17 protein-coding genes are annotated in these 25989 nt (G+C 60.1%); 7 read left to right on the top strand and 10 right to left on the bottom strand.

The features are described 5' to 3' along the window. Positions 1 to 36 precede the first annotated feature (36 nt). Both J5M72_RS08720 and J5M72_RS08715 read right to left on the bottom strand, forming a co-directional pair. A complete protein-coding gene (locus J5M72_RS08720; RefSeq protein WP_169428829.1) occupies positions 37 to 1245 on the bottom strand; it encodes an MFS transporter in 1209 nt (402 codons plus the stop codon). Positions 1246 to 1372: 127 nt separating this feature from the next. Next, positions 1373 to 2956, bottom strand: a complete 1584-nt coding sequence (locus tag J5M72_RS08715; protein WP_102717839.1) for a peptide chain release factor 3 — start codon at positions 2954 to 2956, stop codon at positions 1373 to 1375. 357 nt (positions 2957 to 3313) lie between these two features. On the opposite strand from J5M72_RS08715, the gene J5M72_RS08710 reads away from it, so the two are divergent. The 5 genes from J5M72_RS08710 (at position 3314) to J5M72_RS08690 (ending at position 8493) form a co-directional block, all read left to right on the top strand. Continuing rightward, complete coding sequence (locus J5M72_RS08710; RefSeq protein WP_169432591.1) at positions 3314 to 4003, top strand: ABC transporter permease; 690 nt, start codon at positions 3314 to 3316, stop codon at positions 4001 to 4003. 21 nt (positions 4004 to 4024) lie between these two features. Then, positions 4025 to 4918, top strand: a complete 894-nt coding sequence (locus tag J5M72_RS08705; protein ID WP_207865194.1) for a glycine betaine ABC transporter substrate-binding protein — start codon at positions 4025 to 4027, stop codon at positions 4916 to 4918. Between the two features lie 13 nt (positions 4919 to 4931). Next, positions 4932 to 5585 carry an ABC transporter permease gene (locus tag J5M72_RS08700; protein ID WP_085729571.1) on the top strand — a complete coding sequence of 218 codons (654 nt, stop codon included), beginning with the start codon at positions 4932 to 4934 and terminating at the stop codon, positions 5583 to 5585. After that, positions 5582 to 6736: an ABC transporter ATP-binding protein gene (locus J5M72_RS08695; RefSeq protein WP_007953692.1), complete on the top strand. Its 1155-nt coding sequence runs from the start codon at positions 5582 to 5584 to the stop codon at positions 6734 to 6736. Before J5M72_RS08700 ends, J5M72_RS08695 begins: the two co-directional genes overlap by 4 nt. A 593-nt stretch (positions 6737 to 7329) precedes the next feature. Then, positions 7330 to 8493, top strand: a complete 1164-nt coding sequence (locus J5M72_RS08690) for a type III PLP-dependent enzyme (protein WP_039769212.1) — start codon at positions 7330 to 7332, stop codon at positions 8491 to 8493. Positions 8494 to 8536: 43 nt separating this feature from the next. Here J5M72_RS08690 and J5M72_RS08685 read toward each other — a convergent pair whose 3' ends face one another. The 4 genes from J5M72_RS08685 to J5M72_RS08670 form a co-directional block, all read right to left on the bottom strand. Then, complete coding sequence (locus J5M72_RS08685) at positions 8537 to 9415, bottom strand: hypothetical protein (RefSeq protein ID WP_207865192.1); 879 nt, start codon at positions 9413 to 9415, stop codon at positions 8537 to 8539. 45 nt (positions 9416 to 9460) lie between these two features. Then, positions 9461 to 11680 carry an alpha-xenorhabdolysin family binary toxin subunit A gene (locus J5M72_RS08680; RefSeq protein WP_207865190.1) on the bottom strand — a complete coding sequence of 740 codons (2220 nt, stop codon included), beginning with the start codon at positions 11678 to 11680 and terminating at the stop codon, positions 9461 to 9463. A 235-nt stretch (positions 11681 to 11915) separates the two neighbouring features. Continuing rightward, complete coding sequence (locus tag J5M72_RS08675; RefSeq protein WP_347709517.1) at positions 11916 to 12674, bottom strand: tetratricopeptide repeat protein; 759 nt, start codon at positions 12672 to 12674, stop codon at positions 11916 to 11918. Next, positions 12675 to 13355, bottom strand: coding sequence for a Fe2+-dependent dioxygenase (locus tag J5M72_RS08670; RefSeq protein WP_011332426.1), 681 nt, complete (start codon positions 13353 to 13355; stop codon positions 12675 to 12677). 207 nt (positions 13356 to 13562) lie between these two features. On the opposite strand from J5M72_RS08670, the gene J5M72_RS08665 reads away from it, so the two are divergent. Next, a complete protein-coding gene (locus J5M72_RS08665; protein ID WP_207865188.1) occupies positions 13563 to 15884 on the top strand; it encodes a TonB-dependent siderophore receptor in 2322 nt (773 codons plus the stop codon). Between the two features lie 132 nt (positions 15885 to 16016). Continuing rightward, the gene (locus J5M72_RS08660) at positions 16017 to 18545 is read left to right on the top strand and encodes a sulfite reductase flavoprotein subunit alpha (protein WP_207865186.1); all 2529 of its coding nucleotides are present in this window, start codon (positions 16017 to 16019) and stop codon (positions 18543 to 18545) included. Positions 18546 to 18599: 54 nt separating this feature from the next. Here J5M72_RS08660 and J5M72_RS08655 read toward each other — a convergent pair whose 3' ends face one another. Genes J5M72_RS08655 through ptsP form a run of 4 tightly spaced genes read right to left on the bottom strand, consistent with a single transcriptional unit; the run spans position 18600 to position 25748 of the window. Next, on the bottom strand, positions 18600 to 20141 hold the full coding sequence (locus J5M72_RS08655; RefSeq protein ID WP_207865185.1) for an alkaline phosphatase D family protein: 1542 nt from the start codon (positions 20139 to 20141) through the stop codon (positions 18600 to 18602). A gap of 59 nt (positions 20142 to 20200) precedes the next feature. Further along, positions 20201 to 21934 (bottom strand): PTS fructose-like transporter subunit IIB, encoded by a 1734-nt coding sequence (locus J5M72_RS08650; RefSeq protein ID WP_207865183.1) that lies wholly within the window; start codon positions 21932 to 21934, stop codon positions 20201 to 20203. 11 nt (positions 21935 to 21945) lie between these two features. Beyond that, a complete protein-coding gene (gene pfkB, locus J5M72_RS08645) occupies positions 21946 to 22887 on the bottom strand; it encodes a 1-phosphofructokinase (protein ID WP_207865180.1) in 942 nt (313 codons plus the stop codon). Further along, positions 22887 to 25748: a phosphoenolpyruvate--protein phosphotransferase gene (ptsP, locus tag J5M72_RS08640; RefSeq protein WP_207865178.1), complete on the bottom strand. Its 2862-nt coding sequence runs from the start codon at positions 25746 to 25748 to the stop codon at positions 22887 to 22889. Before ptsP ends, pfkB begins: the two co-directional genes overlap by 1 nt. Between the last annotated feature and the right edge of the window lie 241 nt (positions 25749 to 25989).

Here is a 25989-nt window from a genome sequence, read left to right as displayed (position 1 = left end):
CAGACCGCTTTCGAATAACGCCTATAACCGGATCGGCTAAGCATTTGCGCATTGCGTGGTTCGAATACGGGTGGCCTGATAAATCAGCGGTACTGACAGCGAGGCCAGTACGGCACTCGCCAGCCAGACACTGTGGCCACCGAACTGGCCGTAGAGCTGCCCACCCAGCACCGGCGACAACAGGGAACTCGCACTCCAGGCCATGAAGAACAGACCGAAGTAACGGCCGCTTTTTCCGGTTTGTGCATGCTGCATTACCAGCACGTTCAACGGTGGCATGAACAACGCCTCCCCCAGCGTCCAGATGACTGTCGAGAGACAGGCATAAAACAAGCCGGAACCCAGCGGCAACATGCCGAGTCCGACCGCCAGCAACACACAACCGGCGATCAATGGCCGACGCGCGCCCCAGCGTTCCCCCCAGTGCGACATGGGAATCTGCAGCGCTACCACCAGAATCGCGTTGATCGCGAACTGCCAGCCGATGGCCTCGGTGCTCAAACGGTAATAGTCGCGAAGATAGTTGCCCAAGGTGCTGTAGACCGTGTCGAACGACATGCCAAGAAGGACGGTCGCCGCCAGCAACCAGAGAAATGGTTTGTCGCGATAGGGAAGGCCCGAACCCGATTGCGCCGGTGGCGCCTCGTCAGCGATCAGCACCGGCCGGCGCCAGGTCGTGCGGATGAACCAGAGCAGCGCCAGCAGCGTGAGCCCGGCACTGATGAAAAACACCCAGCGAAAATCCACCTGTGCCAGAACACCGCCCGCTACACCGGCAGCGGCCATCCCGAGGTTCCGGGCGATGCGACTCAAGGCCTGCGCCCGTGGGCGCTGCGCAACCTCGCAATACTCCATGATCAGTCGCTGATGCAGGGTGCGAATCGCGCCATCGAGAGTGCCGCTGAGCAATAACAACCCGGCCAGCAACGGCACTTGCGTAACCAGACCCAGCAAGACCAGAACCCACGCAGAGACAAAGAACAGCGCCGCCGTCAGGCGCGCCGTGCGGACGTGGTCACTGAGCCATCCGCCGAGCATCGAGCCGATCAGCAGACCACCGCCATATGCCGACAGCAGCCAGCCGACGGTTTCAATCGCCAGCCCCAGCTCCTGGCGCAAGTACAACGCCATGAACAGCTTGACCATGCTGCTCAGGCGATTAATGAAGAGCAACGCCGCCAGCACCCAGGCCATCAGGCTGAAATAACCATTGGGCCGAAGCAGATAAGCGAGCCTCCCTGTCATTCGATCGCTCCCTTATTGATGGGACCAGATGCACTGCGCCCGACTTGAATGAGTTCGCATACTTAATCAACACGCAAAAAAAACCCACTGTTTTAACAGTGGGCTTTCGGGTGTCGCCAGTCAGCGCTTAGTGGTGCTCACGCGTCGCGCGGAATTTCACGTCCGGCCAGCGCTCTTCCATCAGGGCCAGGTTGACCCGGGTCGGCGCCAGGTAAGTCAGATGACCGCCGCCGTCCAGCGCCAGGTTTTCCACCGCCTTGTTGGAGAATTCCTCGAGCTTCTTCTTGTCGCTGCATTCGATCCAGCGCGCGGAATAGACGGTGATCGGCTCGTAGGAGCACTCAACCTTGTATTCCTCTTTCAGGCGGCTGGCGACCACATCGAACTGCAGCACACCGACGGCGCCGAGGATGATGTCGTTGCTGCGCTCCGGGAAGAACACCTGGGTCGCGCCTTCTTCGGCCAGCTGTTGCAGGCCCTGGCGCAGTTGCTTGGATTTCAGCGGATCGCGCAGGCGTACGCGGCGGAACAGTTCCGGGGCGAAGTGCGGGATACCGGTGAAGCCCAGGGTTTCGCCTTCGCTGAAGGTGTCACCGATCTGGATCGTGCCGTGGTTGTGCAGACCGATGATATCGCCGGCGTACGCTTCTTCGAGCTGTTCACGCTCGGAGGAGAAGAACGTCAGGGCGTCGCCGATGCGCACGTCCTTGCCGGTACGCACGTGACGCATCTTCATGCCTTTCTCGTACTTGCCCGAGCAAATGCGCATGAAGGCGATGCGGTCACGGTGTTTCGGGTCCATGTTCGCTTGGATCTTGAAGATGAAGCCCGAGAACTTCTCTTCCACCGGCTCCACGGTACGCTCGTTGGCCACACGTGGCAGCGGACGCGGTGCCCAGTCGACTACGGCGTCGAGCACGTGATCGACACCGAAGTTGCCCAGTGCGGTACCGAAGAACACCGGGGTCAGTTGACCGTCGAGGAACTCCTGCTGGTTGAACTCGTGGCAGGCGCCCTGCACCAGTTCCAGCTGTTCGAGGAAGCGGTCGTACTCGTCGCCCAGGTGGGCGCGGGCTTCGTCGGAATCAAGCTTTTCGATGATCTTGGTTTCGGTGCGTTCGTGACCGTGGCCGGCGGTGTAGACAATGATGTAGTCGTCGGCCAGGTGGTAAACGCCCTTGAAGTCGCGGTAGCAACCGATCGGCCAGGTGATCGGTGCGGCCTTGATCTTCAGAACGGCTTCGATTTCGTCGAGCAGTTCGATCGGGTCACGGATGTCACGGTCGAGTTTGTTGATGAAGCTGACGATCGGCGTGTCACGCAGACGGCAGACGTCCATCAGCGCAATGGTACGTGGCTCAACACCTTTACCGCCGTCGAGGACCATCAAGGCCGAGTCCACCGCGGTCAGGGTGCGGTAGGTGTCTTCGGAGAAGTCTTCGTGGCCCGGGGTGTCGAGCAGGTTGATCATGTGTTCGCGATACGGGAACTGCATGACCGACGTGGTAATGGAAATACCCCGCTGCTTCTCCATCTCCATCCAGTCGGATGTCGCATGGCGGTCGGATTTACGGGATTTCACCGTACCGGCCACTGCAATCGCCTTGCCCATCAACAGGAGCTTTTCGGTGATCGTGGTTTTACCGGCATCGGGGTGGGAAATAATGGCGAAAGTGCGGCGTTTCGCGACTTCGGCGGCCTGTCTGGTCATGGGAAATCGCCTGGCGGTGATTCAAAAAAGGGCCGCGATTATAGCCCAAGTCAAGACAATAACCGAACCGTTGAGCACATTAAGGGTGGCCAAATGCTGCCTCAGATGGGAACCTTTTAAAGCACGGAGACGTCCATCCCCTGTTACGACTTTTCGTCAGGGGCTGAAAAATCAGCAAGTTAGCCTGACGAGGCTGCGCTCATGGCTCACTTTCAGACCGCTTTTGGCCGGTGCTGGGGGAGCTGCTTCTCGCGAACGTTCACGCCCGGCAGCCAGGCATGGCATGCCACTCGGGACAGCGTCCGCCGACTATAAAAAAGGAGTCCGCCTGTGGCTATCCGCTATGGCAAAGGGCTGATGGGAGGTGCGGTGGTAATCGCGCTCCTGGCCCTGCTGGTCCACTGGATCGGCATCAACACGATCGAACACTACCGCGACGATTTGTTGTTTTACCTGCAAGCTCATCTGATTCTCGTCCTCGCTTCAATGCTGGCCGCCCTTGTCGTGGGCATCCCCGCCGGTATCTTTCTGAGCCGCCCGACCATGGTCGGCCGCGCCGAACGCTTCATGCAAATCTTCAACATCGGCAACACTGTGCCACCGCTGGCCGTACTGGCGATTGCCCTGGGGATACTCGGCATTGGCAGTGGTCCGGCGATCTTCGCTTTGTTCCTCGCCTCGCTTTTGCCGATTGTGCGCAACACCTATGAAGGCCTGAAAAACGTCCAGGGTTCGCTGAAAGAAGCCGCAGTCGGCATCGGCATGACTCCGCGCCAGGTGTTGTGGCAGGTCGAATTGCCCAACGCCGTGCCGATCATCGTTGGCGGTGTGCGGGTGGCCCTGGCGATCAACGTCGGTACGGCGCCGCTGGCCTTCCTGATCGGCGCCAACAGCCTCGGCAGCCTGATCTTCCCCGGCATCGCCCTGAACAATCAGCCGCAACTGCTGCTCGGCGCCGCGTGCACCGCGCTGTTGGCGTTGCTGCTCGATGGCGTGGTCACCCTCGCCAGCCGTCTCTGGCTGGAACGCGGTTTGCGCCCGTCTTAAGGCTTCGGCAAAGGAATATTCATGAAACGACTTAGCTTGATTCTAGGCTGCGCCCTGCTGTTCGCAGGATTTGCCCAGGCGGCGGAAAAGCCGCTCATCCGCCTCGGTGCCCGGGTGTTCACCGAGCAAACCCTGCTCGCGGAAATCACTGCGCAATACCTGCGCAGCAAAGGCTACGACGCGCAGATTACCGGTGGCCTGGGCAGCAACCTGGCCCGCAGCGCCCATGAGAGTGGGCAACTCGACATGCTCTGGGAATACACCGGCGTGTCGCTGGTGGCCTACAACCATGTCACCGAAAAACTCGACAGCGAACAGTCCTACGCACGAGTGAAAGAACTCGACGCGAAAAAAGGCCTGGTCTGGCTGACACCGTCGAAATTCAGCAACACCTACGCCCTCGCCCTGCCGAAAAAGGTTGCCGAGCAATATCCGCAGATCAGCAACATCAGCCAGTTGAACGACGTGCTGCGCAGCGAGGCCAGGAGCAATCATCTGGTGGCGCTGGACACCGAGTTCGCCAACCGCTCCGACGGTCTGGACGGCATGGTCAAGCTGTACGACATGAACCTGACCCGCCAAAACATCCGGCAGATGGACGCAGGACTGGTCTACACCGCCCTGCGTAACGGCCAGGTGTTTGCCGGTCTGGTCTACACCACTGACGGTCGCCTCAATGCGTTCGGGCTGAAGCTGCTGGAAGACGACAAGCATTACTTCCCGGACTACACCGCCGCGCCAGTGGTGCGTCAGGCCTACCTCGACGCCCACCCGCAACTGGCGGAACAGCTCAAACCCCTGGCCGAGCTGTTCGACGACGAAACCATGCGCCAGCTCAATGCGCGGGTCGATGTCGATCACGAAAGCCCGTCGAAAGTCGCTGCCGATTTCCTGCGCCAGCACCCACTTAACTAAAGGAGGAAAAGTCATGGAATTTTTGAACGCCTTTTCCCACCTCGACTGGCAGCAGGTGATGCACCTGACCTGGCAGCACATCACCCTGGTCGGCATCGCCGTCAGTCTGGCGATTCTCATCGGCGTGCCGCTGGGCATTCTGATGACTCGCTTCCCGAGCCTCGCCGGCCCTTTGCAGGCCAGCGCCACAGTGCTGCTGACCGTGCCGTCGATTGCGCTGTTCGGCCTGCTGCTGCCGTTCTACTCGAAATTCGGTCAGGGCCTCGGCCCGATGCCGGCGATCACCGCCGTGTTCCTTTATTCACTGCTGCCGATCATGCGCAACACCTACCTCGCCCTGACCGGTGTCGAACCGGGCATCCGCGAAGCCGCACGCGGCATCGGCATGACCTTCGGCCAGCGCCTGCGCATGGTCGAGCTACCGATCGCGGTGCCGGTGATCCTGGCCGGCGTGCGTACGGCCGTGGTGATGAACATCGGCGTGATGACCATCGCCGCAACCATCGGTGCCGGCGGCCTCGGCGTGCTGATCCTCGCCTCCATCAGCCGCAGCGACATGTCGATGCTGATCGTCGGCGCGCTGCTGGTCAGTCTTCTGGCGATCTTCGCCGACCTGTTTTTGCAGTGGCTGCAACGCTCTTTGACTCCAAAAGGATTACTCAAATGATCGAACTTCAAAACCTCAGCAAGACCTTCCAAAGCAACGGCAAAGATGTGAAAGCCGTGGACTCGGTAAGCCTGACCGTCAATGAAGGCGAAATCTGCGTATTCCTCGGGCCATCGGGCTGCGGCAAAAGCACCACGCTGAAAATGATCAACCGCCTGATCAAACCGACTTCGGGCAAGATCCTGATCAATGGCGAAGACACCACCGACCTCGACGAAGTGACCCTGCGCCGAAACATCGGCTACGTGATCCAGCAGATCGGCCTGTTCCCCAACATGACCATCGAAGAGAACATCGTGGTGGTGCCGAAGCTGCTCGGCTGGGACAAACAGAAATGCCACGACCGCGCCCGCGAGCTGATGAGCATGATCAAGCTTGAGCCCAAGCAGTATCTGCATCGTTATCCGCGCGAATTGTCCGGCGGCCAGCAGCAACGGATCGGCGTGATCCGCGCCCTGGCGGCAGATGCACCGCTGTTGCTGATGGACGAACCGTTCGGTGCGGTCGATCCGATCAACCGCGAGATGATCCAGAACGAGTTTTTCGAGATGCAGCGGGCACTGAACAAGACCGTGATCATGGTCAGCCACGACATCGACGAAGCGATCAAGCTCGGCGACAAGATCGCGATTTTCCGCGCCGGCAAACTGCTGCAGATCGACCATCCGGACACCCTGCTCGCCCATCCGGCGGACGACTTTGTCAGCAACTTCGTTGGCCAGGACAGCACCCTCAAACGCCTGCTGCTGGTGAAAGCCGAAGACGCAGCAGACAACGCGCCGTCAGTCAGCCCGGAAACCCCGGTGGCCGATGCGCTGGAGTTGATGGACGAACATGACCGTCGTTATGTTGTCGTGACTGACGCTGAGAACAAGGCACTGGGTTATGTGCGCCGTCGCGATCTTCACCGTCAGACCGGTACATGCGCGCAATTCCTGCGCGAGTTCAACGCCACGGCCGCCTATGACGAACACCTGCGCATTCTGTTGTCGCGCATGTACGAGTTCAATCGGGCGTGGCTGCCAGTGATGGATGCCGAGCGGGTTTTCCTTGGCGAAGTCACCCAGGAGTCGATTGCGGCGTACCTGAGTTCGGGTCGTTCACGCGGAATGAAGACCAATATCGTGTCGCCGGCCGAAGCGGTGGCCTGATCAAAAGCAAAAGGGCTGTTCGACAGCCCTTTTTTTCGACCGCCGGAAACTCAAGGCCGGGATTTTCCTACCGACGATGAGCCGGCAAGAAATATCAACACACCCGAGAGCCGAACCCGGCCGATTTTGCCAGCCTGAACCAGCAACTTCCCCCTCACCTGCCTTTCTCGCCGCCAACGTCGCCGATGTTGAAGTGATCGTAGTTATCCATGACTTGGCACACATCAGCATCGAACGTGCAGGTATTTTTAACACCTGAAAATTATTGCGGAACATCTGACCGTCATCTCGGTCGGGTACAAAGAGTGATATCCGCGACGTACGTCAGAAGCGTGCAAAAACGCGACATTTTTAGTTGATCTCAGGCCCCTCACGCCCTAAAGTTCGCGCCGAACGTCCATGCTGGAAACGATCCATCCGGCTCAAGTACTGACGACGAGACAGCAAGGCCAAGGGAAAGAAAGACTACATTTCCCATGGCCTTTTTGCTTTCGGCGACATGCCTTGGGAAGTAGGCGAACCAAAGTGGGGATACGGAGGGCGTTCATTTGCACCCATTGATTTCACGAGTTTGCCCATAGGAGCTCCCAAGTATGTCGATCCAGGTCGAAGACTATTTCGCGCGCGAAACCTTTCAGAAAATGAAGGCGTTCGCCGACAAACAGGAAACCCCGTTCGTGGTGATCGACACCGCGATGATCGCCCAGGCCTACGATGACCTGCGCGCCGGTTTCGAATTCGCCAAGGTCTACTACGCGGTCAAGGCCAACCCGGCCGTCGAGATCATCGACCTGCTCAAGGAGAAAGGCTCGAGCTTCGACATCGCCTCGATCTATGAGCTGGACAAAGTGCTGAGCCGTGGCGTCAGCCCGGACCAGATCAGCTACGGCAACACCATCAAGAAATCCAAGGACATCCGCTACTTCTATGAGAAGGGCGTGCGTCTGTTCGCCACCGACTCCGAAGCCGACCTGCGCAACATCGCCAAGGCCGCACCGGGCGCCAAAGTCTATGTGCGCATCCTGACCGAAGGCTCGACTACGGCCGACTGGCCACTGTCGCGCAAATTCGGCTGCCAGACCGACATGGCCATGGACCTGCTGATCCTCGCCCGTGACCTGGGCCTGGTGCCTTACGGCATCTCGTTCCACGTCGGTTCGCAACAGCGCGACATCAGCGTCTGGGACGCGGCGATCGCCAAGGTCAAAGTGATCTTCGAGCGCCTGAAGGAGGAAGACGGCATCCACCTCAAGCTGATCAACATGGGCGGTGGCTTCCCGGCCAACTACATCACCCGCACCAACAGCCTGGAAACCTACGCCGAAGAAATCATTCGCTTCCTGAAGGAAGACTTCGGTGATGACCTGCCGGAAATCATTCTGGAACCGGGCCGTTCGCTGATTGCCAACGCCGGTATCCTGGTCAGCGAAGTGGTACTGGTTGCGCGTAAATCCCGTACCGCCGTCGAGCGTTGGGTTTATACCGATGTGGGCAAGTTCTCCGGCCTGATCGAAACCATGGACGAAGCCATCAAGTTCCCGATCTGGACCGAGAAGAAAGGCGAAATGGAAGAAGTCGTGATCGCGGGCCCGACCTGCGACAGTGCCGATATCATGTACGAAAACTACAAGTACGGCCTGCCACTGAACCTGGCGATCGGTGATCGCCTGTACTGGCTGTCGACCGGTGCGTACACCACCAGCTACAGCGCCGTAGAGTTCAATGGCTTCCCGCCACTGAAGTCGTTCTACGTGTAAGCGACGCTTCAAATGGAAAGGCCCATGCATGCATGGGCCTTTTTTATTTGCGCAGCCATGCCTCAAGATGATTGATCATCGCCATGAACTCGTCAGCGCCCTCCTTCGCAGCAGCCAATTGGAAATTCAACTCGCCGAGTTTCGACGCGCGCTCTGCCTTCAATAATTCATTGAACACCGTGTCGATGCGCAAGCCCGTTTCTTCGAGAAACACGCTGATATGCGAACTCACGGAAGCCAATCCGTTAAACAAGCCGGCTATATCAGTTTTGTATTCGGCGCCTCTGACAAGCGGATCCGCTGACGAATAAGCCACGTCCCAAACCGGCGTAGTGCGCGCTTCGCGAAACAACTCCTCGACCACTGTCGGCTGGGTATGGCACTGACACGTGCGATGATCCATCGCCCTGACAAACACCGACTTGAGACCGAACGACTCGTCATGCACCTCGACGATTGTGTATTTCAGTTGGCGAATCGCCGCCCTTAACGAGCAGAACCGAAGCGCCAGCTCGTGAACAAGATCCGGGACATCGGTGGGGGGAAACAGCTTCCAGGTCGGCGACCTGGATAAGCTGTACAGATTGAAATCCACCTGACTGAGAGGCTCGTTCCTTGAAGTGTTCCGGGTGATTTCCAGCGTTTCGGCGGTGAACGTAGCGAGATCCGCGACGAAAGTGCTGCAGAGGCGCCGAGCCTCTTCGGTGCGCTGCCAGAACGCCTGCAAATAGCGCGCATTGAAACTGGCGTTGTTCAAACGCGAATCGCTGGCCAGTACCGCCAATTGATGACCGCTGGTTCTGCGGCGCTCAAATACCAAAGGGATGTTGTTGAAAGTGGGATGAAGTGAACTCAGGAAATTTGTGTATCGGTCCAGTGTCCGCCGTTGTGCTGCGCCAAGTTCATAGGCAAGTGTATTCATGACTGATCAGGAGGCGATGGGCGCGGCGCCCACCGCCTCGACTCCTTATTGCTGAACCGTTTTCAAATACTGCCGGACGTCGGCAATCCGGGCGATTGCAGCAGTCGTTCGTTGCTCGACAGGCTGTAACTTGTCTTGCCTGAAGTCTCCGGCATATGACTCGAATCGGGCCACCAGATTCGAGAATTCATTCACGTAACTCCAACGCTCTTCGTCCAGTTGATCGAGGATCTGAACCAGGTGAATCTTTCCATCGATCTGGGCGATCTCGTTGACGTACTTCTTCAACTGCGTCCTCAGATCAGCCACCTTATCCTTGAGCTGGTTGTAACCCGCCAGCATGTTCAGATAGGAAATGGCTTCACCGATACCCGCGATCATTTTTTTCAAGGTATCAATGGCGAACAATGCAATCTGGACCTGCGGTGGTGCCAGCCCCAGTGCTTTCAGGTTATCCAGCGTCAGTTGGGCTTCCTGACCGATTTTCTCCACCCCGGCTTTCGCGATCAGCTCGAGCGCTTCAGACACCGATTTCATCTGCTTTTCGAAATCGACGACTTTTTCTTCCGATGTGACCTTCAGTGCTTCCGTGAAGGCCCGGTCCTGCTGCAGCGTCACGATCCATTGCGCCGAAGCCGATCGGTCGTAAGCGGTAGTCAGGCCGTTGTGCGTCATCTTCAAATCGTCAGCGTGCTCGGAGATTTTCATCGATACATTCTTGAGTTCGCTTTCCATTTCCTCGTGGATTTCATCCGCATCATCCGGATACTCGAGAAGTTCGTCCTGAGATGTTTTCAACTTCTTCTGCGCACGCTCCAGATCGATCCCCGTCGTCTGGGCCTGATTACGAAGTTCAAAGGTGGCTTTCTGGATAGCCATCGTCAGCCCATTCATTGTGCGGACCGTACCCGGCATGTAATTGAACTCCTCACCGAGCATCTGTGCAGTGACATTGCTTGTTTGAACAGCTGCAGCGCAGGAGCGCAAGGCAGCGATGTCAAAATCCGAAACGGCTGGATGATTGTTGAGCGTCAACATAGTTCTTTTACTCCCGAATACCGCAAAGCTGTTTCCATACTCTTTATCTGCCGCAGCGAAGACGCCCAACAGCTGATCGGAACTCACCTTGATCTGCTCCCACGGATCAACAATGCCGAGAATCTGGTTCTTGAACTTCCTCAGGGAAGCTGCCTCTTTAAGCAGATCCACTTCTTTGACAGAGGCATTGATATAAGTGCTTAGTGCATTCCATACCAGCATCAGGTTTTGCGTGGCGACTTCGGCTTCAATCGCTACATAACTCAGGTTCTGCAAATCATCGCGCACTTTGTTCAGGGAACTCAGCGTCTGGTTTTTGCTGGCCATTACTTGGTTGGAGGCCTGTTGCTCTGCCTTCAACCGGTTTCGCTCCTTGCGGATTTTTTCGGCCTTGACGCCCTGATAGATGCCGAGAATCAAACCACCGATATTCAATGTCGCTGCCGACCGGATCGCTTCTTGAACCAACTGATCATATTGCTTGTTCAGTTCATCGATTTCTTTCGAGCGCTGGTCGATTTCGCCCTGCAGGACCTGAATGTCTGCCTGATAGGTATTGCGCGACACGAACTCCAGTCGCAGCTTGATCTCCGGCAGCACGGTCTCGCGCATATCAGCGCCGAAACTGTCGAGTTCTGACCTGACATGCTCGGCCTTCGCATGGCACTGCATGACTTTGGCCAGCATGTCATTGAGATAGGCCTTGATTTCCGGCACATCCCCGGACGGCAAGCCCAGGTCTGGAAGATCCGGAATCGTGCGTTTCAGCTCCAGATACTCTTGCGGCGTATTGATATCGTATTCCTCCAGATACCTGGAGGCTTTCAGGTCTTCGTAGATCTCTACGATTCCCTTACCCGTACGAATGATGCTGCCGGCAAAAATTTTCAGATCAGTACCGGTGAGCATGATTTTTTCACGCAACGGCGACCAGCGTTTCGCATGGTCGTAGGTGCAGGTGAATGTCCGCAGGAAGTCTGTTGCCTTGAGCCCAACGCCCCCGGCATCCCCGGCGCCGTAGTTCAGATAGGCAACAACGTCCGCCAGCCGAACAGGAAGCGACAGCCCCAGTACCTCATACTTGCGCAGGCTGATGATCTGTTCTTTAGTTAATTGAATACCGGTTTCCCGGTTGTATTCTTCACCTTCACCGAGCGAAGCACTTACAAATACCCGAGGCGCCTTCTCGGCGGCCTCGACAACCTTGCTGTCCATTTTTAATTCCATAAGAGACTCCTTGTCTTCTTCGGATATTCAATAAAAGTCATTTGGGATATACGACATTATCAAGCGAGTCATTCCAACTTGATCATCGATATCGCAAAACAACCTTAGGCCAGCAAGAAAACAACTAACAAGCACTTAAATATTAGTAATCAAGACAAAGCAATCACTCACCCACACTACTGCCTGACAACAGCCCCTTCAACTTGATAAAAGCAACTAACAACCGAATAAATAATTACAAACCCGTCAACTCTGCCAGCCTCAACTTATAAGCATCGGCCATCGCACGAATTTGCGGATGTTGTGCATTCAACAAAGACACACTGGCGACTCGCAGGAAATTCAGATTACCGACGGCCAATGCTTTCTCCAGCCAGACCAACGCGTCATCAATGCAGCCCTCAGCCGCCAGCACCGCCGCATAACTGAACTGCCCGCGAAAATCCCCGCCCTCGGCCGAACGTCGATACCACTCACGGGCCGCTGCCGGATTCGCCGGGCACACTTGCCCTTCTTCCAGATAACGCCCGAGCAGGTTCATCGACTTGGCATGCCCGGCTTTGGCCGCACGTTCATACAACGCCATTGCCTGAAGATGATCGACAACCACACCACGCCCGGTCGCGAGCAGATTGGCCAGGTTGTACATTGCCCAATCCAGACCGGATTCGGCTGCGATTCGATAGTGCTGCGCGGCAATCGACGTATCTGCTGCACATCCCCAGCCATGTTCATGGCAGCGACCAAGCATGTTGCGCGCCATCAGATGACCTTGCTCTGCGGCAATTTCAAACCAGCGCAATGCCAGCGGCTGATCCTGAGCAATCCCGTGACCATCGAGCAGGATCTGCCCGAGCAGCGCCTGCGCTTCCAGCACGCCCTCACCCGCCGCCAGCAGAATTGCCTGAGCTGCGCGGGCCGGGCTTTCTTCGAGCATGGCCGTGAGGCGTTCGCCGTCGAGTACTTCTTCGCGACGTAACCGAAAGTCCGCCACTTACACCTCGACCCAGCGACGCAACAGGTTGTGGTAAGTGCCCGTGAGGCGGATCAGCGAAGGGTGATCGGGCATGTCGTGGGTGAGTTGCTGGATCGCACCGTCCATCTCGAACAGCAACGCGCGCTGGCTGTCTTCGCGCACCAGGCTCTGGGTCCAGAAGAACGAGGCATAACGCGCACCGCGAGTCACCGCGTTGACCTTGTGCAGGCTGGTGCCGGGGTACAGCACCATGTCGCCGGCGGGCAGTTTCACGCGCTGGGTGCCGAAAGTGTCCTGGATCTCAAGCTCGCCGCCGTCGTAGTCCTCCGGCTCGCTGAAGAACAGCGTGGCCGACAGATCGGTGCGCACCCGTTCGATGCTGCCCTTGGGCTGGCGCACCGCGTTGTCGATGTGGAAATCGAAACTGCCGCCCGCCGTGTAGCAGTTGAGTAACGGCGGGAATACTTTGTGCGGCAGCGCGGCGGACATGAACAACGGATTTTTCCACAGGCGCTCAAGCATCGCGGCGCCGATTTCCTTGGCCAGCGGATGGCCTTCGGGCAGTTGCAGATTGTGCTTGGCCTTGGCCGATTGATAGCCGGCGGTGATCTTGCCATCGGCCCAGTCGGCCTGTTCCAGAGCCTCGCGGATGCGCCGCACTTCGTCTTTTTCGAACAGCGCAGGGATGTGCAGCAGCATGGCAATGTCACCTGATGGCAAAGAGGCGGCAATGGTATTGATTCTTATTGACTGTGTAAAACCCGCCAGACGAATGAATCGGTAAAAACCGTAAGGCTAAATTGTAAAGAATGTAAATTCGTCGCGAATAACAATGTTTCGCAATTGATACGAATACCTGTTTACCCTATATTCCGCCGCCTCAAATCCTTGGGGAGGGGAATAAAAATGTCACGTCAACCAGCACAACTACCCGTCAGTTCACCACGTCTGCTCGCCTCTGCCATCGGCGTTGCACTGACCGCCGGCTCCGCAGGCCACATGGTGTTCGCGGCTGAAAAGACCGACAGCAAAGCCTCCGGCAATGCCATTGCCCTGGACGCCACCGCCATCACCGGCGAAGCCCAGGACTCGACGTCCTACCAGGTCGAGAAAGCCTCCTCACCCAAGTACACCGCGCCGCTGGTCGACACGCCGCGCTCGGTCACCGTTATCCCGCAACAAGTGCTGAAAGACACCGGCGCCCTGAACATGCAGGACGCGCTGCGCACCGTACCGGGCATCACCTTCGGTGCCGGTGAAGGCGGCAACCCGCAGGGCGACCGTCCGTTCATCCGTGGTTTCGACGCCCAGGGCGACACCTACCTCGACGGCGTGCGCGACACCGGCTCCCAGAGCCGCGAGATCTTCGCCGTTGAAAACATCGAAGTCAGCAAGGGCCCGAACTCCGCCATCGGCGGTCGCGGCGCGGCGGGCGGCAGCATCAACCTGGTGAGCAAGAAAGCGCACCTGGGCAACTCGTTCGACGGTGGCTTCACCTGGGGCTCCGACCAGACCCAGCGTTACACCATGGATGGCAACTACCAGTTCAGCGACACCGCTGCCGGTCGTCTGAACCTGATGAGCCACGAGAGCAACGTCGCCGGTCGCGACAAGGTCGACTACGACCGTTGGGGCATCGCGCCATCCCTGGCCTTCGGCCTGGGCACCGACACCCGCGTCAACCTCGACTACTACCATCTCGAAAGCAACGACACGCCGGATTCGGGCATCCCTTACACGATTCCGGCCGGTGGCTCGGCGGCGCGCACCAAGTCCAATCCGGACAAGCCCTATGCCGGCGGCGATCACAGCAACTTCTACGGTCTGGACCGCGACTTCCGCAAGGGCCGCACCGACACCGCGACCTTCGCCATCGAGCATGACCTGAGCGACTCGCTGACCATCAAGAACACCCTGCGTCACGGCACCAGCATGCAGGATTACATCCTGACCCAGCCGGACGACAGCAAAGGCAACGTGAACAACGGCAGCGTCTGGCGTCGTGCGAACACTCGCGTGAGCAACACCGAGACCACCACCAACCAGACCGATCTGTTCGGCAACTTCTACGTCGCCGGTTTCAAGAACAGCTTCTCCACCGGTGTCGAATACACCCGTGAGGAAAGCAGCAAATCCTCGTACAACGTCAACACCGACACCACGCCGCGCACCTCGGCCGTGACCACCAACTGCAACCCGGGCCTGATTGGCGCCGCCAGCGGCTACAACTGCACCTCGCTGTCGAACCCGACCCCGAACGATCCGTGGAACGGCGCCATTTCGCGCAATTACGCCGGCACCGACACCCAGTCCGATACCTACGCGCTGTATGCGTTCGACACCCTGGAGCTGTCCGAGCAATGGCTGGTCAACATGGGCCTGCGTTACGACCACTTCGAAACCGGCTACAAGACGTTCACCAACGCAGGCACCACCACCTCCAAAGGTTCGGACACCAGCGAGTTCGTCACCGGACAGTTCGGCATCGTCTACAAACCGGCAGAGAACGGCAGCATCTATGCGTCCTACGCTACCTCCGCCACACCGCCGGGCAACACCCTGGGTGAAGGTCAGGAAGGCAACCCGCTGGGCGGCACGCCGGATCGCAACGGCAACCTGCTCAAGAGCGACATGGAGCCGGAAACCACCAGGAACTACGAAATCGGTACCAAGTGGGATCTGCTGAACGATCGCCTGTCGCTGACCGCCGACATCTTCCGCACCGAGAAAGAAAACGCCCGCGTCCAGGTGGATACCACCTCGTACGAAAACGCCGGCAAGACCCGTGTGCAAGGTATCGAGCTGTCGGCCAGCGGCAAGATCACAGACAAGTGGCAAGTGTTCGCCGGCTACGCCTACATGGACAGCGAGCAAGTGGACGGTGGTGACCTGCCGGCCAACAAGGCCAACAACGGCAACGAACTGCCGAACACCCCGAAAAACAGCGCCAGCCTGTGGACCACTTACCAGGTCACGCCGAAGCTGACCATCGGTGGCGGTGCGTTCTACGTGGATGACGTATTCGGCAACGTGGCCAACACCACCATGGTCGACTCCTACGTTCGCTACGACGCGATGGCAGCGTACAAGCTGAGCAAGAACGTCGATCTGCAACTGAACGTGCAGAACCTGACCAACGAAACCTACTACGACAAGGCCTTCTCGACTCACTTCGCCAACCAGGCGGCGGGTCGTACGGCATTGCTGAGCACCAACTTCCACTTCTGACAGAAGCCGGAAGCCTCGGGCCCCGTTCATTCACGTGAACGGGGCTTTTGTGCGTAATAAAGAACGTTTCTCGATAAGGCACGGCATAATGCACGCCGTGAACACAATTTCCGAACGGACAAGGCAGGCGACGTGTTGAAGAAAACCCTGTTCCAGTTGCACTGGTTTTTTGGCATCACTGCCGGGCTGGTGCTGGCCCTGATGGGCATCACCGGCGCCGCCTATTCGTTTCAGGACGAAATTCTGAAGGCGCTCAATCCGTCGGTCCTGCAGGTGGAAAAGCAGGTCGCCGGCGTCCTGCCGCCCGCCGAACTGGTGGAACGCATCGAAGCGGCGGCGGGCAAGACCGTTTCAATGCTCACGGTCGAAACCGACAGCGGCAACGCCGCGCGAGTCTGGTTCACCCCGCCAAAGGGTGAGCGCCGTGGCGAGATGCGCTACTTCGACCCCTACACCGCCGAGTTCAAGGGCGACGCCACCGGTCAGGACTTCTTCGGCCTGATGCTGCAACTGCACCGTTTCCTCGCCATGGGCGACACCGGTCGCAGCATCACCGGCGCCTGCACCCTGATGCTGCTGTTCTTCTGCCTGTCCGGCCTGTACCTGCGCTGGCCGCGCCAGTGGAACAGCTGGCGCGTGTGGCTGACCCTGGACTGGAAGAAAAAGGGCCGCAGCTTCAACTGGGATCTGCACTCGGTGTTCGGTACCTGGTGCATGCTGGTGTATCTGTTGCTGGCACTGACCGGACTGTCCTGGTCCTACGAGTGGTACAACAAGGGATTGACGAAACTACTGTCGGATGCACCGCAGAACGAGCGCGTGCGCGGCGGTCGTGGTCCGGCTCCCGAAGGTCCGGCGCCGACCGCCGATTACGCCGCGATGTGGAGCAGCATCTACAGCGCCGCAGGTCCGGGCCTCGCCTCCTACAACATCCGCATGCCCCCTGTGGCCGGCCAACCGGCGACCGTGTTCTATCTGCTCGACAACTCGCCCCATGAGCGCGCGCTGAACCAGATCACCCTTGACCCGGCCACCGGCGTTGTCAAACGCGTCGACCGCTACGCCGACAAGAGCTTCAAGGCGCAATTGCTGACCAGCATTTATGCGCTGCACGTCGGCAGCTATTTCGGTCTGGTCGGGCGGATCATCGTCACCGTCGCGGCGGTGTTGATGCCGCTGTTCTTCATCACTGGCTGGTTGCTTTATCTGGATCGCCGACGCAAGAAAAAGCAGATCAAGGATGCCCGCAAAGGCCTCGACCAACCGGCCGGCGATACGCCCGCGTGGCTGATCGGTTTCGCCAGCCAGAGCGGTTTTGCCGAACAACTGGCGTGGCAGACCGCCGGCCAGTTGCAGGCCGCCGGATTGCCGGTGAAGGTGCAGCCGCTGGCGAATGTCAGCGAGCAGGATCTGCAGGAATCGAACAACGCGCTGTTCGTGGTCAGCACCTTCGGCGACGGCGAGGCGCCGGACAGCGCTCGCGGTTTCGAGCGCAAAGTGCTGACCCGTGCCTCGGCTCTCGACAACCTCAACTACTCGGTGCTCGGCCTCGGCGACCGTCAGTATCAGCACTTCTGCGGTTTCGCCCGACGCCTGCATCAATGGCTGGGCGAACACGGCGGCAAGACGCTGTTCGCTCCGGTGGAAGTCGACAGCGGCGATCCTTACGCCCTGCGGCACTGGCAGACCCAGCTTGGCCTGATCACCGGCCAGGCGCCGGTCGATACCTGGCAGGCACCGAGCTACAGCAACTGGACGCTGGTCCGTCGCGAGTTGATGAACCCTGACAGCAGCGGCTCGCCGGTGTTTCTGCTGGGTCTTCGCGCACCGGACACCAGCAGCTGGCTCGCTGGCGATCTGGTGGAAGTGTTACCACGCAACTGCCCTTGGGCCATCGAACATTTCCTCGACGGCCTCGGCATCCGTGGCGAAACCAGCGTAAAGGTCAACGGTCTGGAAGAATCGCTGGAAGTGGCCCTCGCCACCCGCCAGTTGCCCGAGCACCGCGCCCATCTGGTCGGCCTGCACGCTCAGGCGCTGGTCGATGCGATGGTGCCGCTGGCCATGCGCGAATACTCGATCGCCTCGATTGCCGCCGACGGCGTGCTGGAGCTGATCGTGCGTCAGGAACAACACAGCGACGGCACCCTCGGCATCGGCTCCGGCTGGCTGACCGAGCATGCTCCGGTCGGCGGCAGCATCAGCCTGCGGGTACGCCGCAACAGCGGTTTCCACCTGCCAAATACGCCGGTGCCGATGATCCTGCTGGGCAACGGCACCGGCCTTGCCGGGCTGCGCAGCTTGCTCAAGGCGCGGATTGCCGACGGCCAACAGCGTCATTGGCTGCTGTTTGGCGAGCGCAATCGCGAGCACGATTTCCTCTGTCGCGCGGAGCTGGAAGAGTGGTTGATCAATGGTGATCTGGCGCGACTGGACCTGGCGTTCTCGCGGGATCAGGCCGAGAAGATTTACGTGCAGGACCGCCTGCGCGAATCGGCCGGCGAGTTGAAGAAATGGCTGGCGGACGGTGCGGTGATCTACATCTGCGGCAGCCTTCAAGGCATGGCGTCAGGTGTGGATCAAGTGCTCAATGAAGTGCTGGGCGCCGCCGAAGTCGAACGCCTGATCGAACAGGGTCGCTATCGTCGCGACGTCTACTGATTCACCTTGGGCAACTGTGGGAGCAACCCTGCTCCCACAGGTTCAGCAATGGATTCAGACCGGCTGCAACTTCTGCTCAAACACCGCCACACCGTTCAGATCCCGCAGTACCACACTCATCTCCCCGCTCTGCCCCTCGATGTTCACCTCACCGAAAAACTGAAACCCGGCAAACGGCGAGGCGTTCTGCGTCGGCGGTGCTTTCTGGAACACCACTTGCGGGCCAAAGGTCTTGTCCAGCGGATTGGGCCCGAAGCTGCCGGCGTTCAGCGGCCCTGCGACAAACTCCCAGAACGGTTCGAAATCCTGAAACGCCGCGCGATCCGGGTGATAGTGATGTGCCGCGCAGTAATGCACGTCCGCCGTCAGGAACACGAAATTGCGCACCTGATGTGTCCGCAGGAATCCGAGCAATTCGGCCACTTCCAGCTCACGGCCCTGAGCCGGGCCGGGATCACCGTTGGCCACCGCTTCCCAGCGCGGCACGCCGGGGCTGACTTCACCGTCCGGCACGCCAAGACCGATCGGCATGTCCGCAGCGATGACTTTCCACTGGGCTTTCGACGCCTTCAATCCGCGCTTGAGCCAGTTCAGTTGCTCACGTCCAAGGAACGGTTTTTCCGCCCCGAGGTTGTCGTCGTTGGCGCCGCGATAGCTGCGCATGTCGAGCACGAACACATCGAGCATCGGCCCGTAGCTCAGCTTGCGATAAATCCGCCCGCCACCGTCCGCTGCCTGCCGGCGCATCGGCGAATATTCAAGCCACGCCTGGCGCGCACGTCCGACCAGGGTGTGGATATCTTTTTCCTGATACCGCTCGTCGAGCTGTTTGCCCGGCGACCAGTTGTTGACCACCTCATGGTCGTCCCATTGCCAGATCTGCGGCACTTCGGCGTTGAAGCGGCGGATGTTTTCATCCATCAGGTTGTAGCGGTAATTGCCGCGATAATCGTCGAGGGTCTGCGCGACTTTGCTTTTGGCTTCCGTGGTGAGGTTGCGCCACACGCGGCCACCTTCGGTGGTCAGTTGCGCCGGCACCGGGCCGTCGGCGTAGATGGTGTCGCCGCTGTGGATAAAGAAGTCCGGCAGGCGCAGGCGCATGGATTCGTAGATGCGCATGCCGCCGATATCGGGGTTGATGCCGAAGCCCTGGCCGACGGTGTCACCGCTCCACACGAAACGGATATTGCGCCGCGCCGTCGGTGCGCTGCGCAAGTGGCCGAGCCACGGTTCGCTGGCAACGCCAGTGCGGGCGTCCTTGAAATACACGCGGTAGAAAATCGCCTGATCGGCGGGCAACCCGGTGAGTTCGACACGAGCGGTGAAATCGCTGCGGGCATCGGCCAGCGCCGAGACGACCCGGCGCGGATGGCGGAACTGACTGCGGGTGTCCCACTCCACCACCATTTGCGCCGGACGATCGCTGCGACTCCAGATCATCGCCCGGTCGCCTTGCAGATCGCCGGACTGCACGCCGTCGGTGAGTTGCGGCCGATCCTTGACCGAGGCGATCACGGCCGGCGCCAGCCCTGGCATCAGCAAACCGGCGCCGACCACTTGCATCACGCGCCGGCGACCGAGGTTGAAATCGCTCATGGTGTTCTCCCTGAAAAAAGGAAAACTTAAGCACCGCTAGATGAAAGGGGTGTGACACCTCACGCCTTCGCGGGCTCCAGCGCCAGTTCCACGGCCTCCGGCCGCTTGACCAGCGCATACACCACCGCCGTCAGCAGACTGCCCGCGACGATGGCCAGCAGATACAACAACGCATGGTTGATCGCATTCGGGATCGCCAGCACGAACAGGCCACCGTGGGGCGCCATCAGCTTGCAGCCGAAATACATCGACAGTGCACCGGTCAGTGCACCGCCGGCAATGCTCGCCGGGATCACCCGCAACGGGTCTTTTGCAGCAAACGGAATCGCCCCTTCGGAGATGAAGCACAAGCCCAGCACCAGCGCCGCTTTACCGGCTTCGCGTTCGGTCTGGGCGAACTTGCGCCGGGCGATGAAGGTGGCGATGCCCAGACCAATCGGCGGCACCATGCCGGCGGCCATGGTCGCGGCCATCGGTGCGTAACTCTGCGACGCCAGCAGCCCCACCGAGAACGCATACGCAGCCTTGTTGATCGGCCCTCCGAGGTCGACGCACATCATCCCGCCCAGCAGCACACCGAGCAGGATCGCGTTGGTGGTGCCCATGCTGTCGAGAAAATGCGTGAGCGCTGCGAGCATCCCCGCCACCGGTTTGCCAACCACGTAAATCATCACCAGCCCGGTGATCAGACTGGCGAACAGCGGGATGATCAGAATCGGTTTCAGCGCTTCCAGACTTTGCGGCAACGCCACATACCGACTGATCGCCTTGGCCGCGTAGCCTGCGATAAATCCGGCGACGATCCCGCCGATGAAGCCGGCGCCCAGGGTGCTCGCCAGCAAGCCGCCGATCATTCCCGGCGCCAGACCCGGACGGTCGGCAATCGAGTAGGCGATGTAACCGGCCAGCAACGGCACCATCAACTTGAACGCGGTCTCGCCACCGATCTGCATCAATGCCGCCGCCAGCGTGCCTTCTTCCTTGAATGCGGTGATGCCGAACACGAACGACAAGGCGATCATCAGACCGCCCGCCACCACCATCGGCAACATGAACGACACACCGGTCAGCAGGTGTTTGTAGATGCCGGTTTTCTCTTGTTTGACCGGTACTTTTCCGTCGCCGGCAGCGCTTTCAACAACACCTTCGGCCAGGGCTTTTTTCAGCGTGGCTTCGGACTGCTTCAACGCGATCCCGGTACCGCAGCGATAGATTTTCTTGCCGGCGAACCGCTCGGTAGCGACTTCGATATCCGCCGCCAGCAGCACCACGTCGGCCTCGGCAATCGCTGTCGCGCTCAAGGGATTTTTCGCCCCTACCGAACCCTGGGTTTCCACCTGGAACTCATAACCCAGACGCTTGGCCGTTTGCTGCAAGGCTTCGGCGGCCATAAAGGTGTGCGCGACACCGGTCGGGCACGCGGTGACGGCAACGATGCGTGGTGCGGTCTGCGTGACTGCAGCCGGGACAACGTCGCTGGCGACATGAACTTCGGCCTCTTCGACACCGCGACGCAGCACCGCTTCGACATCCTGCAGCGCTTGCGCCGGGGCGATCCGGAACACGCGTTTGCCGATGAAACGCGTCATGTCGATGTCGCCGGTGGCCACCAGCAACACCCACTCCGCCGCCTCGATGGTGGCCGCCGAAAGCGCTCGTTCCGGGTGCGCTGCGTCCACCACTTCGACGCTGGTGCTCCAGCCCTGACGCTGGGCTGCGGCATCCAGCAGCCGGGCACACAGCACACTGGTGACCATGCCGTTCGGGCAGGCCGTGACAATGGCTAACTTCATGACAAACCCTCTTATTGTTCTGTCAGGGGACGCACGCGCACGCCCTGTTCAAGCCGCGCCAGTTGCGCAGCATCATGAATACCGAAACCGATCTGGGTCACCGCCTGCGCCGCAATCGCCGTGGCCGTGCGCAGGGTTTGTTCCGGCGTGTCAGCGCTGAGCAGACCGTGCAGCATGCCGGCCAGCAACGAATCGCCGGCACCGACCGTGCTGGCGACACTGACCTTCGGTGGCGTGGCATGTAACGCCGAGCCGACGCTGAACCAGTTCACGCCTTCGGCGCCGTGGGAAATCACCACATGCTCGATGCCCTGAGCGTGCAGCCGATCGGCCGCTTCGGCCTGTGACGCGTGGGACACCACTTCACAGCCCAGTGCATCGGCCAGCTCTTCGGTATTTGGCTTGATCAGCCACGGACCGGCCTTGAGCGCCGTGCGCAACGCTTCGCCGCTGGTGTCCAGCGCGACTTTCAGGCCCAGCCCCTTCAGGCGCTCAATCAACTCCCGCAACCATTTCGCACTGACTCCGCGCGGCAGGCTGCCGGCCACCACCACTGCGTCATGCCCCGGCGCGATCTGCACCAGACGATCCAGCAACGCCTGTTGTGCCACCACGTCCACTACCGGCCCCGGGCCGTTGATGTCGGTGATACGGCCGTTCTGTTCGGCGACCTTGATGTTGCTGCGAGTCTCGCCGGGCACACGGATGAAAGCGTCGACGAAACCGCGTTTGACGAACAGGTTTTCGAATGCCTGCAGGTTGTCTTCACCGAGAAAACCGCTGACCGTCAGTTGATGACCGAGATCGGCGAGCACCTGCGCGACGTTCACGCCTTTACCAGCGGCGTGGGTGTGCATCTCGTCGCTGCGATTGACCTGACCGACTTCCAGAAGCGGCAGCTGCACCGTCAGGTCCAGCGCCGGGTTGAGGGTCAGGGTAAGAATCTTGGCCATTACAGGGCCTCCACTAATGCGCGCACTTCGTTGGCGCTGCCCACGGCCAGGGCTTGTTGAGCAAGGGTTTGAGCCTGGGTCAGGCTGAGTTCCCGGATGCGCGCCTTGACCTCGGCAATGCTGCGCCCGGACACACTCAGTTCATCCACACCGAGGCCGACCAGTACCGGCACCGCCAGCGGATCCGCCGCCAGCTCGCCGCACACACCGACCCATTTGCCATGGGCATGGGCCGCGCGCACGGTGATGTCGATCAGCTGCAGCACCGCCGGGTGCAGGCCGTCCGCCTGGGCGGAGAGGGTCGGATGACCACGGTCGATGGCCAGGGTGTATTGGGTCAGGTCGTTGGTGCCGACGCTGAAGAAGTCCACCTCTTTGGCCAGCACCGGCGCCAGCAACGCGGCGGACGGCACTTCGATCATGATCCCCAGTTGCAGGTCGGCGACCGGAATTTCCAGGCGCAGGCGTTCGGTCATGTCGCGGGCCTGACGCCACTCTTCGACGCTGCCGACCATCGGGAACATGATCCGCAATGGTCGGTTGTCCGCCGAACGCAGCAAGGCGCGCAACTGCGCTTCCATGATCTGCGGACGCTGCAAGGTCAGGCGAATCCCGCGCACACCGAGGAACGGGTTTTCTTCCTTGGCGATCGGCCAATACGGCAGCGGTTTGTCGCCGCCGACATCGAGGGTGCGCACCACCAGCGGCCGACCGGCGAGGCCGTCGAGGACGCGGCGGTATTCGGTTTCCTGAGTCGCCTCGTCCGGCGCCTGTGGGTGGGCCATGAAAATCAGCTCGGTGCGCAGCAAACCGATACCTTCGGCGCCCTGCTCCACCGCGCTGATCACACCGGCGCTTTCACCGATGTTGGCGAACACTTCCACGGCATGGTCATCGGTGGTGTGCGCTGGTTGATGGCGTTGTTCGGCGGCGGCTTTCAGACGTTGTTCGCGGGTGTCGCGCTCTTCGCTGGCGCGTTGCAGGGTCGCGGCATCCGCGTCCACATGCAGGCGACCGCGCTGGCCGTCGAGCAGCAACGGCGTGCCCGGTTTCAGCAGCAACACCGCAGCGCCCGCACCGACCAGCGCCGGAATCCCCAGCGCGCGGGCCACAATGGCGCTGTGAGCGGTGGCGCCACCACGGGCGGTGAGAATCCCCGCCACCCGCGCCGGATCAAGACGCGCCACGTCGGACGGGCCGACTTCATCCATCACCAGAATGTACGGTTGCTCAGGCTCGGCGGGCGTCTGCACGCCGCACAGTTGCGCCAGCACCCGACGCCCGATATCACGCAGGTCGGCAGCACGTTCGGCGAGCAACGCGTCCTGCAACGCTTCCTGCTGTTTCGCGGCGGCCTCGATCACAGCCATCCACGCCGCTTCGGCGCTTTCGCCCTGCTTGAGGCGAGTGTCGACTTCGTCGGTGAGTTCCGGGTCGTCGAGCATTTCCTGGTGGGTGATGAAAATCTCGCGAATCGCCTTGGCCTTGCTGCGTTCGATCAGGCCTTGAATGTCCTGACGCACGTCGGCCAGCGCCTGCTTGAGACGCTCGCGCTCGATGGCGGCGGACTCGCCGCGCAACGGGTAATCGATGGCTTGCTGGACCTGTATGTGCGCCGGGCCGATGGCGATGCCGGGGGCGGCGGGAATCGCTTGCAGCAAGCTGCCGGAGGCCGGGGCGATGATGACTTCAGCTATGTCGGTGATCACTTCGGGTTGTTGGCTGACCGCCGGCAGCGGTTCGACTTCTTCACCGAGGCCTTCCTCGATCGCCGCCAACAACGCCGGCAACGCATCGGCGGCGATACTCGGCTCGGCGATGATTTCCAGCATCTGGCCACGACGGGCACCAAGGCTCAACAGCTTGCTCAGGCTCTTCACCGATACGGCGCTGTCCTGACCATCGACGATGCGCACACGAATTTCACCGTCAAAGCTCTTGGCCAGTTGCGCAAGGATTTTCGCCGGTCGCGCGTGCAGACCATGAGCGTTGGCCAGTGCAATCCGCGCGTTTGGCCAGTCGGCCGGCAACTCGCCACCGAGCACTTCAAGGACTTTACGGCTGCTGGTGGCGCGGCCCAGTTCATGACCGCGACCTTCGATCAGCAACGCGCACAACCGCTCGAGCAACGCCTGATGCGCTTCACCGAGGCTGGCCAGACAGAACAGACCACTGAGCGGCTGACCGAGGTAACGCATCGGTTTGTCCGGCGTGACGAATGCCAAACCTGGACGCTTCACGGTCTGTTCGCTGTGCAGCCACCACAGGCCATCGCCCAGCGGCAGCGCTTCGACTTGCTGCAACACCCCGGCAAAACCGTTGCTCACGCAATCGGCCTGGCGCAGCAGACGCGCACCGCGCCAGACCAGCTCTTCGAAATCGTCGGCAGAGACCCCGAGGCTGATCATCTGCGCATCCAGCGCCAGCTCCTGTGGCGCGCCTTGCAGCAGTTTCAGCAGCGCTTCGGGCGAACTGGCGCGGCGCAGGGCCTGGCCCAGATCGGTCTCGCCGAGGGCGCGGGTCAGCAGTTGCAGCAGGCGCAGGTGTTCGTCGGATTTGGCCGCGATGCCGATGGCCAGATAGACGATCTGGCCATCGCCCCAATCCACGCCGTCGGGAAACTGCATCAAGCGCACGCCGGTCGCGAACACCTGGTCACGGGTTTCGGGCGTGCCGTGGGGAATCGCAATGCCTTGACCGAGGAAGGTCGAGCCCTGAGCCTCCCGGGCCTGCAGGCCGGCGAGGTATCCATCGGCGACGAGGCCATCGGCGACCAGATGACTGGCCAGCAATTGCAAAGCGGCGGGTTTATCCACAGCCGACTGGCCCATGGATATCTGCTCTACAGTGAGCTCGAGCATGCGATCTCCTTTTTGACGCGTTGATGCGCCAGGTATTGTTTTGAATGGTTGCAGCTTAGGCGCTTGTAGGCTTCCCTTTCAGGAGGCAGTTTTGGCGGTTTCACGGCAGAACCGGCCAAAGGCGTCTAAAACGTAGAAAATACGCTTGCTGAAACGTTTAATCTAGATTGATCGGCACGTTACTCGATAATGTCCCATCCTTGAAGTCCAACTTGTCGGATGCGCTGAGACAATGGTCGCC

It is taken from the genome of Pseudomonas sp. 58(2021) (genome assembly GCF_017491585.1).
GTDB lineage: Bacteria > Pseudomonadota > Gammaproteobacteria > Pseudomonadales > Pseudomonadaceae > Aquipseudomonas > Aquipseudomonas fluorescens_BT.
This window is presented reverse-complemented; position numbering and strand designations above follow the sequence as displayed.

What these genes read in the sequence shown, in the direction of transcription:
- ptsP (WP_207865178.1), bottom strand. Translation starts at nt 25,748, where the DNA reads ATGCTCGAGCTCACTGTAGAGCAGATATCCATGGGCCAGTCGGCTGTG.
- J5M72_RS08650 (WP_207865183.1), bottom strand. Translation starts at nt 21,934, where the DNA reads ATGAAGTTAGCCATTGTCACGGCCTGCCCGAACGGCATGGTCACCAGT.
- J5M72_RS08700 (WP_085729571.1), top strand. Translation starts at nt 4,932, where the DNA reads ATGGAATTTTTGAACGCCTTTTCCCACCTCGACTGGCAGCAGGTGATG.
- J5M72_RS08685 (WP_207865192.1), bottom strand. Translation starts at nt 9,415, where the DNA reads ATGAATACACTTGCCTATGAACTTGGCGCAGCACAACGGCGGACACTG.
- J5M72_RS08680 (WP_207865190.1), bottom strand. Translation starts at nt 11,680, where the DNA reads ATGGAATTAAAAATGGACAGCAAGGTTGTCGAGGCCGCCGAGAAGGCG.
- J5M72_RS08665 (WP_207865188.1), top strand. Translation starts at nt 13,563, where the DNA reads ATGTCACGTCAACCAGCACAACTACCCGTCAGTTCACCACGTCTGCTC.
- J5M72_RS08695 (WP_007953692.1), top strand. Translation starts at nt 5,582, where the DNA reads ATGATCGAACTTCAAAACCTCAGCAAGACCTTCCAAAGCAACGGCAAA.
- J5M72_RS08670 (WP_011332426.1), bottom strand. Translation starts at nt 13,355, where the DNA reads ATGCTGCTGCACATCCCTGCGCTGTTCGAAAAAGACGAAGTGCGGCGC.
- J5M72_RS08715 (WP_102717839.1), bottom strand. Translation starts at nt 2,956, where the DNA reads ATGACCAGACAGGCCGCCGAAGTCGCGAAACGCCGCACTTTCGCCATT.
- J5M72_RS08710 (WP_169432591.1), top strand. Translation starts at nt 3,314, where the DNA reads ATGGGAGGTGCGGTGGTAATCGCGCTCCTGGCCCTGCTGGTCCACTGG.
- J5M72_RS08705 (WP_207865194.1), top strand. Translation starts at nt 4,025, where the DNA reads ATGAAACGACTTAGCTTGATTCTAGGCTGCGCCCTGCTGTTCGCAGGA.
- J5M72_RS08690 (WP_039769212.1), top strand. Translation starts at nt 7,330, where the DNA reads ATGTCGATCCAGGTCGAAGACTATTTCGCGCGCGAAACCTTTCAGAAA.
- J5M72_RS08720 (WP_169428829.1), bottom strand. Translation starts at nt 1,245, where the DNA reads ATGACAGGGAGGCTCGCTTATCTGCTTCGGCCCAATGGTTATTTCAGC.
- J5M72_RS08655 (WP_207865185.1), bottom strand. Translation starts at nt 20,141, where the DNA reads ATGAGCGATTTCAACCTCGGTCGCCGGCGCGTGATGCAAGTGGTCGGC.
- pfkB (WP_207865180.1), bottom strand. Translation starts at nt 22,887, where the DNA reads ATGGCCAAGATTCTTACCCTGACCCTCAACCCGGCGCTGGACCTGACG.